The organism is Idiomarina loihiensis L2TR (assembly GCF_000008465.1).
Taxonomy (GTDB): domain Bacteria; phylum Pseudomonadota; class Gammaproteobacteria; order Enterobacterales; family Alteromonadaceae; genus Idiomarina; species Idiomarina loihiensis.
This window is the reverse complement of sequence record NC_006512.1, coordinates 2,734,840-2,752,032: the sequence shown is the minus strand read 5'-3', so window position 1 is coordinate 2,752,032 and position 17,193 is coordinate 2,734,840. Positions and strand designations below refer to the sequence as shown.

Annotated in this window: 14 protein-coding genes and 2 rRNA genes; 12 read left to right on the top strand and 4 right to left on the bottom strand. The window is 49.2% G+C overall.

The features are described from left to right. The first annotated feature begins 114 nt into the window (after positions 1 to 114). The 5 genes from IL_RS13140 (at position 115) to IL_RS13120 (ending at position 6,261) form a co-directional block, all read left to right on the top strand. Positions 115 to 3,005, top strand: a 23S ribosomal RNA gene (locus IL_RS13140). Between the two features lie 150 nt (positions 3,006 to 3,155). After that, positions 3,156 to 3,271: ribosomal RNA gene (rrf, locus tag IL_RS13135) — 5S ribosomal RNA — on the top strand. 300 nt (positions 3,272 to 3,571) lie between these two features. Then, a complete protein-coding gene (locus tag IL_RS13130; protein WP_011233734.1) occupies positions 3,572 to 4,603 on the top strand; it encodes an IS110 family transposase in 1,032 nt (343 codons plus the stop codon). Between the two features lie 525 nt (positions 4,604 to 5,128). Further along, positions 5,129 to 5,680 (top strand): cytochrome b, encoded by a 552-nt coding sequence (locus IL_RS13125; RefSeq protein ID WP_011235787.1) that lies wholly within the window; start codon positions 5,129 to 5,131, stop codon positions 5,678 to 5,680. Next, the gene (locus IL_RS13120; protein ID WP_011235786.1) at positions 5,680 to 6,261 is read left to right on the top strand and encodes a YceI family protein; all 582 of its coding nucleotides are present in this window, start codon (positions 5,680 to 5,682) and stop codon (positions 6,259 to 6,261) included. The genes IL_RS13125 and IL_RS13120 overlap by 1 nt, the downstream gene beginning before the upstream one ends. A gap of 19 nt (positions 6,262 to 6,280) precedes the next feature. On the opposite strand, the gene IL_RS13115 is transcribed toward IL_RS13120, so the two are convergent. The 4 genes from IL_RS13115 to hemC are packed head-to-tail and all read right to left on the bottom strand — an operon-like array spanning position 6,281 to position 10,238. Beyond that, positions 6,281 to 7,444, bottom strand: a complete 1,164-nt coding sequence (locus IL_RS13115; RefSeq protein ID WP_011235785.1) for a heme biosynthesis HemY N-terminal domain-containing protein — start codon at positions 7,442 to 7,444, stop codon at positions 6,281 to 6,283. Next, on the bottom strand, positions 7,441 to 8,568 hold the full coding sequence (locus IL_RS13110; protein ID WP_011235784.1) for a uroporphyrinogen-III C-methyltransferase: 1,128 nt from the start codon (positions 8,566 to 8,568) through the stop codon (positions 7,441 to 7,443). The genes IL_RS13115 and IL_RS13110 overlap by 4 nt, the downstream gene beginning before the upstream one ends. After that, complete coding sequence (locus IL_RS13105) at positions 8,561 to 9,322, bottom strand: uroporphyrinogen-III synthase (protein WP_016341410.1); 762 nt, start codon at positions 9,320 to 9,322, stop codon at positions 8,561 to 8,563. Before IL_RS13105 ends, IL_RS13110 begins: the two co-directional genes overlap by 8 nt. Further along, complete coding sequence (hemC, locus tag IL_RS13100; RefSeq protein WP_011235782.1) at positions 9,297 to 10,238, bottom strand: hydroxymethylbilane synthase; 942 nt, start codon at positions 10,236 to 10,238, stop codon at positions 9,297 to 9,299. Before hemC ends, IL_RS13105 begins: the two co-directional genes overlap by 26 nt. Before the next feature lie 92 nt (positions 10,239 to 10,330). Between hemC and lptM the strand changes: the two genes are divergently transcribed. From lptM to uvrD, 7 genes are all read left to right on the top strand, one after another. Beyond that, positions 10,331 to 10,477 carry an LPS translocon maturation chaperone LptM gene (gene lptM / locus IL_RS13865; RefSeq protein WP_011235781.1) on the top strand — a complete coding sequence of 49 codons (147 nt, stop codon included), beginning with the start codon at positions 10,331 to 10,333 and terminating at the stop codon, positions 10,475 to 10,477. Continuing rightward, the gene (gene lysA, locus IL_RS13095) at positions 10,474 to 11,736 is read left to right on the top strand and encodes a diaminopimelate decarboxylase (RefSeq protein ID WP_011235780.1); all 1,263 of its coding nucleotides are present in this window, start codon (positions 10,474 to 10,476) and stop codon (positions 11,734 to 11,736) included. Before lptM ends, lysA begins: the two co-directional genes overlap by 4 nt. A gap of 2 nt (positions 11,737 to 11,738) precedes the next feature. Continuing rightward, positions 11,739 to 12,566: a diaminopimelate epimerase gene (gene dapF, locus IL_RS13090; protein WP_011235779.1), complete on the top strand. Its 828-nt coding sequence runs from the start codon at positions 11,739 to 11,741 to the stop codon at positions 12,564 to 12,566. After that, a complete protein-coding gene (locus IL_RS13085) occupies positions 12,563 to 13,258 on the top strand; it encodes a DUF484 family protein (RefSeq protein WP_011235778.1) in 696 nt (231 codons plus the stop codon). The genes dapF and IL_RS13085 overlap by 4 nt, the downstream gene beginning before the upstream one ends. After that, positions 13,245 to 14,147, top strand: coding sequence for a tyrosine recombinase XerC (locus IL_RS13080; protein ID WP_011235777.1), 903 nt, complete (start codon positions 13,245 to 13,247; stop codon positions 14,145 to 14,147). The genes IL_RS13085 and IL_RS13080 overlap by 14 nt, the downstream gene beginning before the upstream one ends. A 26-nt stretch (positions 14,148 to 14,173) precedes the next feature. Continuing rightward, complete coding sequence (locus IL_RS13075) at positions 14,174 to 14,884, top strand: HAD-IA family hydrolase (protein WP_011235776.1); 711 nt, start codon at positions 14,174 to 14,176, stop codon at positions 14,882 to 14,884. A gap of 97 nt (positions 14,885 to 14,981) precedes the next feature. Then, a complete protein-coding gene (uvrD, locus tag IL_RS13070) occupies positions 14,982 to 17,153 on the top strand; it encodes a DNA helicase II (RefSeq protein WP_011235775.1) in 2,172 nt (723 codons plus the stop codon). Positions 17,154 to 17,193 lie beyond the last annotated feature (40 nt).

Here is a 17,193-nt window from a genome sequence, read left to right as displayed (position 1 = left end):
AAGTAAGACATGCCACTCTACTTGAACAAACTGATTTGGTAGAGGCGTATCGAACTTGTGTACAGCGAGAACAAACAATCTTGGTCACGTATGCCAGACACCTTCGGGTTGTATGGTTAAGTGACTAAGCGTACACGGTGGATGCCTAGGCAGTTGGAGGCGATGAAGGACGTACTAACTTGCGATAAGCCATGATAAGCCAGTAAGAGGCACTTGAGTCATGGATTTCCGAATGGGGAAACCCACTCTGTTTACAGAGTATCCGGCACTGAATCAATAGGTGCCAGGAAGCGAACCCGGAGAACTGAAACATCTAAGTACCCGGAGGAAAAGAAATCAACCGAGATTTCCCCAGTAGCGGCGAGCGAACGGGAAGCAGCCCTTAAGCTTAACTTGTGCTAACAGAATCCGATGGGAAGCGGAGCCACAGACGGTGAGAGCCCGGTATGTGAAGGTGCATGATAAGTGAAATCGAGTAGGTCGGGACACGTGATATCCTGACTGAATATGGGGGGACCATCCTCCAAGGCTAAATACTCCCAACTGACCGATAGTGAACCAGTACCGTGAGGGAAAGGCGAAAAGAACCCCGGCGAGGGGAGTGAAACAGAACCTGAAACCGTGTACGTACAAGCAGTAGGAGCGGACTTGTTCCGTGACTGCGTACCTTTTGTATAATGGGTCAGCGACTTATATTCTGTAGCAAGGTTAACCGTATAGGGAAGCCGTAGGGAAACCGAGTCTTAACTGGGCGTTGAGTTGCAGGGTATAGACCCGAAACCGGGCGATCTAACCATGAGCAGGTTGAAGATTGAGTAACATCAATTGGAGGACCGAACCCACTTATGTTGAAAAATGAGGGGATGACTTGTGGCTAGGAGTGAAAGGCTAATCAAGCCCGGAGATAGCTGGTTCTCCCCGAAATCTATTTAGGTAGAGCCTCGGACGAATACCATTGGGGGTAGAGCACTGTTTGGGCTAGGGGGTCATCCCGACTTACCAACCCCATGCAAACTCCGAATACCAATGAGTACTATCCGGGAGACACACGGCGGGTGCTAACGTCCGTCGTGAAGAGGGAAACAACCCAGACCGCCAGCTAAGGTCCCGAAGTTATGGCTCAGTGGGAAACGATGTGGGAAGGCAGAGACAGCTAGGAGGTTGGCTTAGAAGCAGCCATCCTTTAAAGAAAGCGTAATAGCTCACTAGTCGAGTCGGCCTGCGCGGAAGATGTAACGGGGCTAAGCCATACACCGAAGCTGCGGCTGCATACTTAGGTATGCGGGGTAGGGGAGCGTTCTGTAAGTGGGCGAAGGTGGTTCGAGAGGACTGCTGGACATATCAGAAGTGCGAATGCTGACATGAGTAACGATAATGGGAGTGAAAAACTCCCACGCCGGAAGACCAAGGTTTCCTATCCCATGCTAATCAGGGTAGGGTAAGTCGGCCCCTAAGGCGAGGCGGAAACGCGTAGTCGATGGAAAACAGGTCAATATTCCTGTACCGATGTTCATTGCGATGGGGGGACGGAGAAGGCTAGGTGAGCCGGGCGTTGGTAGTCCCGGTGAAAGTGCGTAGGCTGAGGACTTAGGTAAATCCGGGTCCTTAAGGCCGAGACACGAGACGAGTACCCACGGGTGCGAAGTCATTGATGCCATGCTTCCGGGAAAAGCCTCTAAGCTTCAGATGAACATTGACCGTACCCCAAACCGACACAGGTGGTCAGGTACACAATACTAAGGCGCTTGAGAGAACTCGGGTGAAGGAACTAGGCAAAATACTACCGTAACTTCGGGACAACGTACGCCACTGGTGGTGATTGACTTCGCGTCATGAGCTGCTGGTGGTCGCAGTGACCAGGTGGCTGGGACTGTTTATTAAAAACACAGCACTGTGCTAACACGAAAGTGGACGTATACGGTGTGACACCTGCCCGGTGCCGGAAGGTTAATTGATGGGGTTAGTTTTCGGACGAAGCTCTTGATCGAAGCCCCGGTAAACGGCGGCCGTAACTATAACGGTCCTAAGGTAGCGAAATTCCTTGTCGGGTAAGTTCCGACCTGCACGAATGGTGTAACCATGGCCACGCTGTCTCCACCCGAGACTCAGTGAAATTGAAATCGCAGTGAAGATGCTGTGTACCCGCGGCTAGACGGAAAGACCCCGTGAACCTTTACTACAGCTTGGCACTGAACATTGAACCTACATGTGTAGGATAGGTGGGAGGCTTTGAAGCGTTGGCGCTAGTTGACGTGGAGCCATCCTTGAAATACCACCCTTGTATGTTTGATGTTCTAACATGAGGCCCCTTATCGGGGTTGTGGACAGTGCCTGGTGGGTAGTGTTGACTGGGGCGGTCTCCTCCCAAAGAGTAACGGAGGAGCACGAAGGTTGGCTAAGTACGGTCGGACATCGTACGGTTAGTGCAATGGCAGAAGCCAGCTTAACTGCGAGACAGACACGTCGAGCAGATACGAAAGTAGGTCATAGTGATCCGGTGGTTCTGAATGGAAGGGCCATCGCTCAACGGATAAAAGGTACTCCGGGGATAACAGGCTGATACCGCCCAAGAGTTCATATCGACGGCGGTGTTTGGCACCTCGATGTCGGCTCATCACATCCTGGGGCTGAAGTCGGTCCCAAGGGTATGGCTGTTCGCCATTTAAAGTGGTACGCGAGCTGGGTTTAGAACGTCGTGAGACAGTTCGGTCCCTATCTGCCGTGGGCGTTTGAGAGTTGAGAGGAGCTGCTCCTAGTACGAGAGGACCGGAGTGGACGAACCTCTGGTGTTCGGGTTGTCACGCCAGTGGCATTGCCCGGTAGCTACGTTCGGAATCGATAACCGCTGAAAGCATCTAAGCGGGAAGCGAGCCTCAAGATAAGCTGTCACTAGCACTTAGAGTGCTCTGAAGGGTTGTTGGAGACTACAACGTTGATAGGCGGGGTGTGGAAGCGTAGTAATGCGTTGAGCTAACCCGTACTAATTGCCCGTGAGACTTAACCATACAACACCCAAGGTGTTTGGGACGTTACGCACAAGCGAGCGACTTTACCGAATAAGTAGCCTGATGTTCACATCAGGTGAGATAGTGAATTCAACAGAGTGGCTTTTACTTAAAAAAGCAGTCAGTTTTTACATGTTGTGACAGTTTATGTCTGGCGGCCATAGCGGTGTGGCACCACCTGAATCCATTCCGAACTCAGAAGTGAAACACACCAGCGCCGATGGTAGTGTGGGGTCTCCCCATGCGAGAGTAGGTCACCGCCAGACTACAAATAGGAAGACCCCGGTGCTAACGCGCCGGGGTTTTTTTATTTCTGGTGGTGACCTACGACGAGAGTAGGGTGAAGCGGGTCCCTGGTAAAGCCAACCATTTGGCTTTACCCCGCTGAACAGGTTGAGCTCTTCGAAACCTTGTCCAGACTACAAATAAATAACCCCAGCCAAACCGGCTGGGGTTTTTTTATGTCTGCTGGGTAGCCTGATGAGATGGTCCCCTCCCTCCTAAGCGGCATCGCAATGTGCCAATATAGAGGTTCAAGCTTCTATAGAACAGAGTGGAGAGGACCAATGGCTATTGTAAACAGAATTGCCCTGGATTTGGCAAAGGATTTTATTCAGGTTTTGGCGCTGGATGAAAATGAGCAGGAAGTTTTTAATAAAAAACTGCGCAGCAATAAAGTGTTAGCGAAGCTGGCGACGCTGAGCCGTACGGATGACTGTGAAGTAGCGGTTGAGTCCTGCGGCATGAGTCATTACTGGCGCCGCGAATGTGAAAAGCTGGGTTATAAAACGGTGGCGTTGCCACCGCGTTTCGTCAAAGCGTACCTGCAGGGTGAGAAGAACGATGCGAATGACGCCCGGGCAATAGCCGAGGCGGCATCACGACCCAACCGTCAGACGGTCAGGCTGAAAAGCATTGAGCAGCAGGACTTAGCATTGATGGTCAATCAGCGGGAAGGCTTCGTGCAGACGAGAACGCAGTTCTCGAATAGGTTGCGGGGGCAACTGGCCGAATACGGCATTCTTTTACCGAAGCGAGTCGGTACGATATTACAGAGAGTACCGGAGGTACTGGAAGACGACAGCAATGCGCTGACGCTTCAGTCACGGGACCTCATCAACCGGCTCTATCAGATGCTGCGAGCGGTGGATGAAGAAGTTAAAGCGCTGGATAAGCACTTAGCGACACAGGCCGAAAGGAATGAAGACAGTCAGCGGCTGATGACCCTGCCGGGTATCGGACCGATAACAGCGACCTCGCTGCTGGCACTGATAGGTGATGTGAGTGAATTTAAACGCGGCCGCAACCTGTCGGAATACCTGGGACTGGTACCACGGCAAAACAGCAGTGGCGGTAAAGACCGTTTAGGCGGTATTACCAAAAAAGGGAACACCAAACTCAGGACACTGCTGGTGCATGGCGCCCGCTCGGCACTGCGGGTGGCACAACAGCGCCACGACAGGCTGAGCCTCTGGGCACAGGATGTCGCTAAACGCAGAGGCAACAACGTTGCAGCGGTGGCACTGGCTAACAAGCACGCCCGGATAATCTGGGCGATGTTAAAGAATAAAGAAGATTACCGGATGACTGCTGCTTAACAGCATTCAGTAAAAGAGCACAGCGAAGGTTCATTCCTTCCGGGAGTTGCAAACGTCAACAGGATGGTAAAATAGGGTAAACCGACGACAACTGAGACTGTTGAACGTCCGTACATAAAGTACGTTAGCCTGATAAGCCAGTTGTCGTGCGGAGTTCATCCAGGCCAGGTGCGCAAAGCGCGCACCATAAACAGGCCGTATATATGCGAGCGCCCCGACATTTACCACGAGTTGCCGTTGCAAAACGGGAGGGGACCATATATGACATTCACGTCAGGTGAGCTCTCTGAGGCTTTACTCCTTTACTCCTTTTAAAGCTGAAGCCGCAGCGCATTTACCCCGGTACCCAGCTCACCAACCGGCCTTTCGATTACTCTATCCCGAGCGTCCACCACAATCACCCCACCTGATGCAAAAGCATCAGGCTACTACATTCTATTAATTAGATGTTAATCTACTAATAATACGTATTTTCATTCTATAAATATGAACTAACATAAAACTTAGACAAATCAGGAAAACTTTATGTGGAAAAACACATCAGATAAATACGGTTTGACAGCAGTATTAATTCACTGGCTGTCGGCCTTAATAATATTTGGTTTATTTGCTTTAGGCTGGTGGATGCTAACTCTGACCTACTACGACGAGTGGTATCGTCTTGGCCCCTGGTGGCATAAATCGTTTGGCATTACCTTACTTATTGTAACGGTTTTACGAGTGTTCTGGACTTTAACCAATACTAAGCCTAAACCTTTAGGTAGCAAGTTCGAGCGGTTAGGAGCAAAAGCAGGCCACTTTTTACTTTATTTACTGCTATTCACAGTAATGATTAGCGGTTTTTTGATTTCAACAGCAGATGGTAGTTCTATCAGCGTATTTGACTGGTTCTCGGTACCAGCAGTAATAACCGATTTACCAAAGCAAGAAGATATTGCTGGTGACATACATTGGTATTCAGCGTTGTCTTTAGTGATCCTGGCTGGTGGGCATGGGTTAGCAGCGCTGAAACATCATTTTATTAATAGAGACAGCACACTTATTCGAATGTTTGGAAAAACTAAGAGGAAATCATAATGAAAAAGACATTAGTTGCAGCCGCTGTAGCGGGTAGTGCGTTATTTACGTCGGCAGCTATAGCTGAAGACTATAAAATTGATACTGAAGGTCAACACGCCTTTATTGAGTTTAAAATTAGTCACTTAGGCTACAGTTGGTTATACGGCCGTTTTAACGACTTCGAAGGCTCCTTTAGCTATGACGAGAATGCACCGGAGAATGCCTCTGTTAACGTCACAATCGATACCTCCAGCGTTGATACTAACCACGCTGAGCGTGACAAACACTTACGTGGCGATGACTTCTTGAGTGTTTCTGAGCACCCTACTGCAACGTTCAAAAGTACTAAGTATGTTCCGGACGATGACGATAAAGGTGAAGGCACTATGTATGGTGAATTCACCCTTAATGGTGTAACCAAAGAGATAGCTATCGAAGTTGAGCATGTTGGTGCAGGTAAAGATCCATGGGGCGGATTCCGTCGTGGCTTCGAAGGTGAAGTAGACCTAACCTTGGCCGATTACGGAATTGACTATAACTTAGGCCCAACGGCTAAAGAAGTTGAGCTGACGCTGTCAATTGAAGGTATACGTCAATAATTACAGCGCCAACGTTTAACTAGTGAGCTAACGCCTCTTTATAGGCGTTAGCAGCTAGCTGACTATCACCAAGAGCATGATAAGCATTGCCCAATAAGCGGTAGACGTGACTGCTGGGTTCAATTTCTGCTAACTTTTTCAAAGCACGTTGCGCTAACGAGAAATCCTGATTATCCATAGCGATTTGTGCAAGAGCATAGAGGTAATCTCTATTTTCCGGATCTTGTTTCAACTGAGCTTGAACAAACTCCAGCAACTTCTCCGATTTCGCATTAAATAAATGCAAAGAGTTAACGGCAGCTGGTTGCAACTCCCCTCTTTTTAATCCTTTTAAAACCACTCTGGCAGAGACTTCGTAATCACCTAAATGTTTTAACGCGGCGGCATAACTCAACCTGATGGTTGCGTCGCTGCGTTGTTTACTGGGAAGGCTGCGCCATTCGTTGTACAGCATCTCGTTACTTTTGCGACCCTCAGCAACAAAGCGTTCAAAATAGACTTGATATTCAAGACGGTCAAATTCGGCTGGAGCAAGGTCGGTTACACGGCGCAACTCAGGTAATAGCTCTTTCAGTTGCTGCCAGTTTCCCGACGCTTTAAAGACCCGATAAGCTAACTTAAGTACATTGGCAGAGTGTGGCTTAGCTTCTAATAAGCTTCGCATCTCTTTATCCGCTTCTGTCGGGTCTTTTTTTACTGACTGTTCAATAGAAACAAGCTGAAGCAGTGTATCTGCATTATCATAAAATGCCCCTGCTTCATCGTGCCAGTAAGTTGCCTTTCCGGCGTCTTTATTGAGGCAGGCGGCAATTGCAGTTAACGCGGCAATGTTGTTATCAGGAGATTTTTTGTAAGCCTTAGACAGGCTCTCAGTTGCTTTTTCGGGATTGTCATCGAGCAGCTCGCGTATGCCCTGCTGAAAAATGTTCTGAGCTTTACGTTCGCTTCGATTTGCCAACCACTTCCGACCCTGGCGGGTTTTGCTAAGCAGCCGGCGCAGTAACGACACCACAACACTGAGTACGGCAATTGCCACAATAGTAACGACAAACAGGCCGACTACGGTTGTCTCAATCGCTACTCCGGCAAACTGAACTAAAACATAGCCCGCGTTACCCGACGCGAGTGGTCCAATAATGGCCCCCAATATAATGATGACAACCAGAGCTATGATCCATTTCATGAGGCATCTCCCTGCTCAATAGCCTGAGCGATGAAGTCCAGCGATTCAAGCTGCTCTATACTCTGCTGTTCAAAGTCTTCCTGGCCTAGTGACTGAATACGCGAAATAATATCCTGTGAAGCTGCACCATCGCCTTTTACCTGCGCAATTAGCTTAGATAATTGGTCCAGGTAGCTCTGCCACAATTCATCATTATTCTTTACAGCCGCCTGTTGAGCCAGAGTAAAGAGTAGTTGAATGCGTTCGTTTATTGCTGTGCGCTGGGTCGCACTCAGCAGAGGTTTAGGATCGCTGTCTACGGGTTGAATGCGGATAAAGTTATCAAGGAAGGACTGCCAGTTAGCACTCAGGTTCGTTTGCCAGTCATTAACATCACCACTGACATTCTGGGTGTCAGAACTTAAGCGCTGTTGATTACTGTTTACTTCGTCGGGCAGGTCTGACACGCGTTGTTGCAGACCCACGAGTTGCATTGCCAGGTCAGTATTGTCTGCTTTAACTGCGGCATTCACTCGCTCAATATCGCCCGCTAGCTTCTCGCGGGTACGAATTGCGTTACGACTGTCGATACCCGCCAACTGTTGGTCGGCTAATTTCAAAAGTTGCAGCGCCGCTTTGTAGTCGTCCTGGCTCCACATCATTCGTGCAGCCGCCGATAAGGTTTGTTTTATTTCCAGTAGACGCCAGTAAGCCGCTTTTTCGGCAGGCGTTTTGCGCATGTCGTCACGAAGATCTTCGAGGCTCTGACGCAAACTGGTTAACTCGCGCTCTAGCTGCTGATCGGTGTTACTCAGCTTATCCAGCTCGCGAGCCTGAACAGTGTTTTGTAGTTGCTGCTCCAGGTTTCCAACAGAGCGCTCCAGTTGTTTAAAGCGCGTTTCAATCGGATCTTCCTGCGGTTGCTCACTAACCTGTTCAGAGTCTGTCTTAAATAAACCAGGGAAACGCGTATAGCCCCAGTATGCGGCGGCGACAATAGCGATTAAAACAATAAGCCAGACTAAGCGTTTGAAGAAACGCCCGCTACTTTTCTCGGCGGTTATGGTTTCTTCTTCTGTGCTCTTCTCGCTACTTTGTTCATTATTCTGAACTTCTTCGTTCTCAATTTTATTCTCTTCAGTCATGAGTTTTTCCATCCGCTATTAGCGCATTCATTAATATGGCGTCCGCTGCACTGCCTGTCACTTTGATATTGTCTGATTGTCCGAAAGGAATCAAACCTTTCAGGCGATGACTTGGAACTATCCACTGACAGCTATCCAGCCAGCTTTGGGCAGAGTTTGGCATAGACGACAAAAAGTATCCCAGTTGTTCAGCGCTGGTAACAACAATAGTACCAACTGAGCTTATCCACTGCTGAATCAGTTCAGGGTCGTTCAATGTGAGTTGTTTTCGGCGATACACTTCCCAGTAATCGACAGAAGCTCCGCGAGCTCGTATGGCATCCGCCAATAATTCACGACCGCCTTCTCCGCGAATGATCAACCAGTTCTGTTGCTGCAGTTTTTGTAATTCAGACAACTCCAGCAACCCTTCCGACTGATGTATGAAGGCCGGACAGCTCACGGCAGTGTTTAAATGTTTGCACGCAAAAGAAGCGGTTCCCGGACCGACTGCATAATATTTAGAAGGAACCCCGCTAAAACCAGCCCGGGAGGCATAATGAGCTGCATTTTTACTGACAATAACAATGCCGTCCCAATGCTTTTGTTTAATCTGGGTCAGCTGCTCTTTATTCACAGGTAAAGGCTCTATCTCAATAAAACTGTGAACAAAGCATTCTCTGCCAGTTTTGCGCAGCTGTTGGGTAAAGTCGTCCGGACTCTTGCCCGGACGCAGCAGTAAAACCGCTTTATGAGTGACTGGATTCACTGTCATAGACTGCGCTCAGAATTTCAGCTGCACCTTGTTTAAGTAACCGCTCAGCAAGCTCTGAACCTAACTCTTCGGCTTTAGACGCCGGGCCGCGCACTTCATCACGAAGCACTTTTCCGCCATCAGGTTCACCAACCAGGCCGCGTAAATAGACTTCATCACCTTCCAGCTCTGCATAAGCACCAATAGGCACCTGACAGCCGCCATCCAGCCCGCGGTTCATTGCCCGTTCAGCTAACACCCGGGTACGGGTTTCCTGACATTGCAGCGGTGCAAGTAAGGCTTTCATTTCGTCGTCATCGCTGCGGCACTCAATACCCAGTGCGCCTTGTCCATTAGCCGGTAATGACTGCTCCACCGGAATAAAGGAGGTAATGCGGTCTCCCAGCTCCAGTCGAATGAGACCCGATGCCGCCAGGATAATGGCATCAAATTCACCTTCATCCAGTTTGCGTAAACGTGTTTGAACGTTGCCGCGTAAATCTTTTATGACTAAATGTGGAAACTGCTCTTTTACCTGGCAGCGGCGACGTAAACTACAGGTTCCGACTACTGCGCCTTCCGGCAGCTCATTAAGGTTTTTGTAGTTGTTGGATACAAAAGCATCGCGCGGATCTTCGCGTTCGCAAATGGTGTGAAGCTCCAGCCCCGGCGGGAACTCAACCGGTAAGTCTTTCATGCTGTGTACGGCAATATCAGCACGGCCTTCCAGCATCGCCACTTCCAGTTCTTTTACGAACAAGCCTTTACCGCCAATTTTTGCCAGCGGGGTATCCAGAATGACATCGCCCTTGGTAGACATAGGAACCAGCTCTACCGACAGGCCCGGATGCAGCTCTTCAAGGCGTTGTTGAATGTGTTCAGCCTGCCATAAAGCCAGCTTGCTTTTGCGTGTTGCAATTCTAACGCGTTGGGTCATTCGTTTTCCTTTACGACGATTAATGACTTTTTAGGTATCTGGTGCGATGATAGGCATCATAGAAACCCAAACGGAATACCTATAGTTTAGCGATGTTTAGTCGAATTGTAATCAAGACGCTGGTGCTATCAGCCATTTTAATGACTTTAGTCGGTTGTGGTCAGAAAGGACCACTGACGCCTGAGCCTATGCCAGAGCAAAATACACCTGCAGAGCCGCCAGCGGAAGACACCAAATGAGCGAATTAATTGACTATAAAAATGGTCAGTTTCATATTGAAAACTGCGACGTCGAGAGTCTTATTGAGCGTTTTAGTTCGCCTTTGTATGTTTATTCCAAAGGTCAGATTCTAAAAAACTGGCGTGAGTTTCAGCAATACTGGCCCGCACCTCATAAGCTGTGTTATGCAGTAAAAGCCAATAGCAATTTAGCTATTTTGCAGTTACTGGCTGAGCATGGCGCAGGTTTCGATATTGTTTCCGGTGGCGAGCTTCAGCGCGTACTCATGGCTGGTGGTAAAGCTGGCGACGTGGTCTTTTCCGGTGTAGCGAAGTCAAAAGACGAAATCATTATGGCGCTGGAAGCGGGCATTGGCTGCTTTAACGTAGAGTCTGAGGCGGAGCTTGAGCGTATTCAGGACATTGCTGCCGCCATGGACAAACAGGCTCCGGTGTCGTTAAGAGTGAACCCCGACGTTGATGCCAAAACGCATCCGTACATTGCCACAGGCATGAAAGCCAACAAGTTTGGCATTAGCATGTCACTGGCCAAGCCGGTTTTTCTGAAGGCGCATAGCCTACCTAATATTAATTTAATTGGTGCGGACTGCCATATTGGCTCACAAATAATGACAGCTGAGCCTTTCCTCGATGCCGCGCAGCGCATGTTTAACCTGGTTTCGGAACTGGAAAAAGACGGTGTCCAGCTGACACACCTGGATTTAGGTGGCGGTTTTGGTGTGGCGTATCAGCCGGAAGAGCCGTTGGATAAGTCCTTTTATTTAAAGGAACTGGTCAAGTTAGCCGAGAATTACCCGCAAATTACTTTGGTACTGGAACCCGGTCGTGCTATTACCGCAGACGCGGGTGTTTTGCTGACCACAGTGGAATACATTAAACCCTCAGAAGATAAGAACTTTGTGTTGGTTGACGCCGGCATGAACGATTTAATACGTCCGTCTTTGTACCAGGCCTGGCACGACATTTTACCCGCGCACGAAAATAAGCGCGGCGGCGACCAGTTGAATGATATTGTCGGCCCGGTGTGTGAAACCGGCGACTTTTTCGGACACGCACGGCATTTAAATGTGCAACAGGGCGACGTACTGGCCATTAAACATGCCGGTGCCTATGGTTTTACTATGGCGTCTAACTATAACAGTCGTGGCCGCCCGCCCGAGGTTTTGGTCTCAGGTGATAATGCTACACTGATCCGCGAACGTGAAAGCTTTAACGATCTCGTCCGGGGCGAGCACTTGTTACACCAGGAAGGCCAATAAAAATGTTATTACATTTTTCAAAAATGCACGGGCTCGGCAACGACTTTATGGTGGTGGATAACGTCACTCAGAATTTATATGTGAACCCAGACCAAATACGTCGCTGGGCAGACCGGCACACGGGCATTGGTTTTGATCAGATGCTGTTAGTTGAGCCGCCCTATGACCCTGATTTGGATTTTCACTACCGCATTTTTAATGCCGATGGCAGCGAAGTTGCTCAATGTGGTAATGGTGCCCGCTGCTTTGCGAAGTTTGTAAAAGCTAAAAACTTAAGCAATAAGAATCACCTTAAAGTCAGTACCAAGGCCGGAAAAATGGTTCTGCACTTAGAGAAAGACGGTCAGGTGACGGTGGATATGGGCGAACCCTTATTCGAACCGGCGGCGGTGCCTTTTAAAGCGCAAAAAGCAGAACAGACCTATGTTTTGAGAGTAAAAGAAGAAACGGTTCTTTGTGGTGTTCTTGGTCTGGGCAATCCGCATTGTGTTATCGCTGTGGATAACGTCGACACGACACCCGTGGAAACTCTGGGAGCGGCTTTGGCAGCGCATGAGCGGTTCCCCGAAAGCGTGAATGTAGGTTTTATGCAGAAAGTATCGGCTGATGAAATTAAACTGCGCGTGTTTGAGCGTGGTGTTGGTGAAACTCGGGCGTGCGGCAGTGGCGCCTGCGCCGCAGCTGTAGCCGGCATTCAGCAAGGCTTATTAAATGAGCGAGTAAAAGTCAGCTTGCCCGGCGGGGACTTAATTATCCGTTGGCAGCAGGGGCAGCCTGTAAAAATGACCGGCCCCGCAGAATTAGTTTACGATGGACAAATGGTGTTATGAGTAGCGAATCGAAAATGATTGCAAATGAACGTTTAGACGACAGCCTTATAAGAGAATACTTACAAGAGAACCCTGATTTTTTCACGAGAAACGATGACTTACTGGCTCAGTTACAGTTTCAACACAGTGAAAAAGGCGCCGTCTCGTTAATTGAACGGCAGCAGCAAAAGCTGCGTTTGCGCGTACAGCAGCTGGAAGAAGAAATTACCGAGCTGATGATAAACGCGCGCCGCAATGAAGCGATTTTCTCGGCTTACAGCAACTTATACGTAAGTCTGTTGCGCTGTCAGAGCCTGAGTCAGGTTCTGGATGAACTGCAAAACACCTTTGAGAATGAGCTGGAAATGCCGGCCTTGTCCTTGAAGTTTTTCGACAGCCCGGTCGATTTAGGCGAGCAATACAGCTTTGCTTCCGACACTCACAAAAAGCTACTAAGCAAACGTTTCAATGAAAGTTCTATTTATCTCGGTCGCTTAACGGAGCAAGAGCATAAGCTGTTGTTTCAAGACGAAGAAATAGCCTCAGTGGCACTGCTGTTGTTGGGTGACAATGGCGAACTGGGGATGCTGGCGGTTGGTAATACTAACGCCAGTCACTTTGAGCCGGCAATGGACAAGTTACTGATCAATCAGCTACAGGCCTTGCTCAGCGCATTGTTACCGGGGCTACTGCAAAACCATGAAGCTGCATGACTGGCAGCAAAAATGGATGCAACAACTGCAGGGAGAGCGGGGCTTAGCGGAGCTAACGCTAAAGAATTACCAGCGCCTTATCGCCGCTGATCTGACTGCTCTTGAACTGCAAAAAATAACGGAACCTAAAGCGCTGCGTGTCCCTGTTATTGAACGGCTTTTAGTCGGTTGGCGGCGCAATGGGCTGGGTGAACGCAGTATCGCTTTAAAACTATCGGCATGGCGCACTTTCTGTCAGTTCATGGTGGAATCTAACGCTATGGATGACAACCCGGCCATGTCAGTATCGGCACCTAAAATTCCCAAACGCTTACCCAAAAACCTCGATGTGGACAGTATCTCTCATTTGCTGGATTTACCCACAGATGATGACTTAGCCATTCGAGACGCCGCCATGATGGAGCTGCTCTATGCCAGTGGTATTCGTCTGGCGGAGCTGGTGAGTCTTGATCTAGACCACATTGACCACCGTATGATGCAATTACGGGTGACCGGTAAAGGCAGCAAAACGCGTATTGTGCCCTTTGGTCGTTGTGCTGAAAAAGCCTTAAAAAAATGGTTGTCAGTGCGTCAGGCCTGGTTAAATCAAAAGCCTGAGCTGGCGCTCTTTGTGAGCAAAAGGCTACAGCGTATTAGCCCCCGTACTGTGCAGCAGCGGCTGAATTACTGGGGCAAACAACAAGGTGTGGTGGGTGACTTGCACCCGCATAAGTTAAGGCATTCGTTTGCCTCTCATATGCTGGAATCCAGTGGTGATTTGCGCGCTGTGCAGGAAATGCTTGGACACGCTAACTTATCCACAACTCAGGTGTATACTCATCTGGACTTTAAACGTTTAGCCAGTGTTTATGACAGCGCCCACCCGCGCGCCCGGAAAAAATCGACTTAACTTTTATCAAATAAGAGTAACGCGTTATGCAGTTCCACCGCCGTTGGCATTTACCCAAAGTTATCAGTTTTGATTTAGATGACACGCTTTATGACAACGTGCCGGTTATGCAGCGTACGGAAGAAGTCGCTCACAGCTATATTGCGGAACAATACCCGCAAACTGCTGAGTGGGACATGCACCACTGGCGCCGCTTCCGTGATGAGGTTAGCCGTACTGACGAAACTTTTGCCAGCGATATGACCAAACTGCGCCTGAAGACCCTGGAGCTGGGGTTAGAGAAGTTCGGTGTTGATGATTCGGCACGGGCCGCGAATACCATTATGGATGTGTTTCTGTCCGAGCGCAGTAACTTTGAAGTGCCACAAGACAGTATAAAATTATTGGAGGCTCTGTCGCAGCGTTACAAATTAATTGCGCTGAGTAATGGCAATGTTAATGCGGATAAAATTGGTCTGGCTAAGTACTTCGAGCTGGTGATTCAGCCCGGAGACGGCATTCGCGGCAAACCCCTGCCCGATATGTTCGCCGCCGCTGAACGAAAGTTACCTGAGTTGCAACCGCATGAGTTCTTACATGTGGGAGATCATCCATATTCCGATATTCTTGGCGCGCAGCGTCATGGTTGGCAGTCGGCCTGGCTAACCTCGGGGCTGGGAACCACTGCGCACTTATCGGTGTTGCCAACCGTTACTTTGCATAACCTGAATCAGCTACAACGGCTTTTATTGGATTAAAGCCGGCGAACAACTACTGGTTGCTTATACAGTGATGCACTATTACACTGACGGCATAACGTAATACAGTTCTCAATAATGATTTAGGTGACCGCTAATGAGTACACACCCGCTTCTGGCAGATTTAAACGAACGACAGCAGCAGGCCGTATCTGCAACCGACGGTCACATGCTGGTTCTGGCCGGAGCCGGTAGTGGTAAAACCCGTGTGTTGGTGCACCGCATTGCCTGGCTTATTCAGGAGCGGCAGTATTCGCCCTTTAGTATTCTGGCTGTTACCTTTACCAATAAAGCGGCAGCCGAAATGCGCGGACGGGTTGAGCAACTGGTAGGCAGCTCGGTACGTGGTATGTGGATTGGTACCTTCCATGGTCTGGCGCATCGCTTATTGCGTGCGCATTATATGGACGTTGGTCTGCCGCAAAACTTTCAGATAATTGACAGTGATGACCAGCAACGGTTAATTAAGCGTTTAATTAAAAGCTTAAACCTGGATGATAAACGCTGGCCGGCAAAGCAGGCGCAGTGGTACATCAATGGTAAAAAAGACGAAGGTCTGCGCCCGCAGCACATTGAAACCTACGATCCTACAGAGCAAACCTTAAAAGAAATCTACACTTTGTATCAGGAAAGCTGTGACCGTGCAGGCCTGGTGGATTTTGCCGAATTGCTGCTGCGTGCGCACGAGTTACTGCGGAATAACCGCATTGTCCGCGAGCATTATCAAAACCGCTTCCGCCATATTCTAGTCGACGAGTTTCAGGACACCAACTCAATCCAGTATGCCTGGATCCGTTTATTGGCTGGCAGCCAGAACAGTGTGACCATTGTTGGTGACGATGACCAGTCCATTTATGGCTGGCGTGGTGCCAAAGTCGAGAATATTCATCAGTTTCTATCGGATTTTGAAGGCTCTGAGACTATCCGTCTGGAGCAGAACTATCGCTCTACAAGCACCATTTTGCGCGCCGCAAACTCGGTTATTTCCAATAACTCGGGGCGTCTGGGTAAAGACTTATGGACAGACGGTAACGACGGCGAGCCGATAAGCCTGTATGCGGGCTTCAATGAAATGGACGAAGCCCGTTATATTGTAGCACGAATTGAAGAATGGCGTGATCAGGGCGGTTCGCTGCAAGACTCCGCCATTTTATACCGAAGTAACGCACAATCACGTATTTTAGAGGAAGCGTTGCTGCATGCGCGCGTCCCGTATCGTATTTATGGCGGCTTGCGTTTCTTCGACCGCCAGGAAATAAAAGACGCACTAGCGTACTTGCGAATTCTCGGCAACCGCGACGATGACGCCGCTATCGAGCGGGTGATCAATACGCCGACGCGGGGCATTGGTAATCGTACTATGGATATGATCCGCCAGGCTGCCCGAGAACGTGAAGAGTCTTTATGGCAGGCGGCAAAATATATGGTCAATGAAAAGCAGTTGGCCGGGCGTGCGCGTAACGCGGTGGGTTCGTTTCTGGATTTTATCGAGAACTTAGACGACGAAACCGAAGAGTTTTCATTAGGCCGCCTGAGTGACGAAGTCATTAAGAAAAGCGGTCTGATGGCCATGTACGAGGCCGAAAAAGGCGAAAAAGCGGAAACCCGGGTCGAGAACTTAAAAGAGCTGGTGACTGCCTGTGAAAACTTCACTCTGGATGACGACGAAGAAGACATGACACCGCTGAATGCGTTTTTAGCACACGCTTCGCTTGAAGCTGGTGAAGAGCAGGCCGATGAATATCAGGATGCCGTACAGCTCATGACACTGCACAGTGCGAAAGGTCTGGAGTTTCCATTAGTATTTATGACCGGTGTGGAAGAGGGCCTGTTCCCGTCTCAGCAATCGATGGATGAGCCCGGAAGGCTGGAAGAAGAGCGCCGCCTTTGCTACGTAGGTATGACCCGCGCAATGGAAAAGTTAGTGCTTACTTATGCCGAACAGCGCCGTATTTACGGTCAGGAACTGTTTCATAAAGTCAGTCGCTTTATCAGTGAAATACCGGCGGACACTCTGCATGAAGTTCGGCTGCAAACCCGGGTAGAAAAGCCCGCCAGTTATGGCCGGTTCAATAACGCAGCCAGCCACGAAAGCTTTGAGCAAACGGGTTATTCATTAGGCCAACGCGTGCGCCACCCGAAGTTTGGCGAAGGTACGGTGTTGAATTATGAAGGTACCGGTCCGCAATCCAGAATTCAGATTAACTTCGACAATGTCGGCAGCAAGTGGCTGGTTGTTGCTTATGCACGACTGGATCCGGTTTTCTAAAGTGTAAAGAGGTGATCAAAAACCGCATTCTTCGACTACC

Excerpts from the sequence above, each read along its gene's own strand:
- IL_RS13130 (WP_011233734.1), top strand. The coding sequence starts at position 3,572 with ATGGCTATTGTAAACAGAATTGCCCTGGATTTGGCAAAGGATTTTATT.
- IL_RS13125 (WP_011235787.1), top strand. The coding sequence starts at position 5,129 with ATGTGGAAAAACACATCAGATAAATACGGTTTGACAGCAGTATTAATT.
- IL_RS13120 (WP_011235786.1), top strand. The coding sequence starts at position 5,680 with ATGAAAAAGACATTAGTTGCAGCCGCTGTAGCGGGTAGTGCGTTATTT.
- IL_RS13115 (WP_011235785.1), bottom strand. The coding sequence starts at position 7,444 with ATGAAATGGATCATAGCTCTGGTTGTCATCATTATATTGGGGGCCATT.
- IL_RS13110 (WP_011235784.1), bottom strand. The coding sequence starts at position 8,568 with ATGACTGAAGAGAATAAAATTGAGAACGAAGAAGTTCAGAATAATGAA.
- IL_RS13105 (WP_016341410.1), bottom strand. The coding sequence starts at position 9,322 with ATGACAGTGAATCCAGTCACTCATAAAGCGGTTTTACTGCTGCGTCCG.
- hemC (WP_011235782.1), bottom strand. The coding sequence starts at position 10,238 with ATGACCCAACGCGTTAGAATTGCAACACGCAAAAGCAAGCTGGCTTTA.
- lptM (WP_011235781.1), top strand. The coding sequence starts at position 10,331 with ATGTTTAGTCGAATTGTAATCAAGACGCTGGTGCTATCAGCCATTTTA.
- lysA (WP_011235780.1), top strand. The coding sequence starts at position 10,474 with ATGAGCGAATTAATTGACTATAAAAATGGTCAGTTTCATATTGAAAAC.
- dapF (WP_011235779.1), top strand. The coding sequence starts at position 11,739 with ATGTTATTACATTTTTCAAAAATGCACGGGCTCGGCAACGACTTTATG.
- IL_RS13085 (WP_011235778.1), top strand. The coding sequence starts at position 12,563 with ATGAGTAGCGAATCGAAAATGATTGCAAATGAACGTTTAGACGACAGC.
- IL_RS13080 (WP_011235777.1), top strand. The coding sequence starts at position 13,245 with ATGAAGCTGCATGACTGGCAGCAAAAATGGATGCAACAACTGCAGGGA.
- IL_RS13075 (WP_011235776.1), top strand. The coding sequence starts at position 14,174 with ATGCAGTTCCACCGCCGTTGGCATTTACCCAAAGTTATCAGTTTTGAT.
- uvrD (WP_011235775.1), top strand. The coding sequence starts at position 14,982 with ATGAGTACACACCCGCTTCTGGCAGATTTAAACGAACGACAGCAGCAG.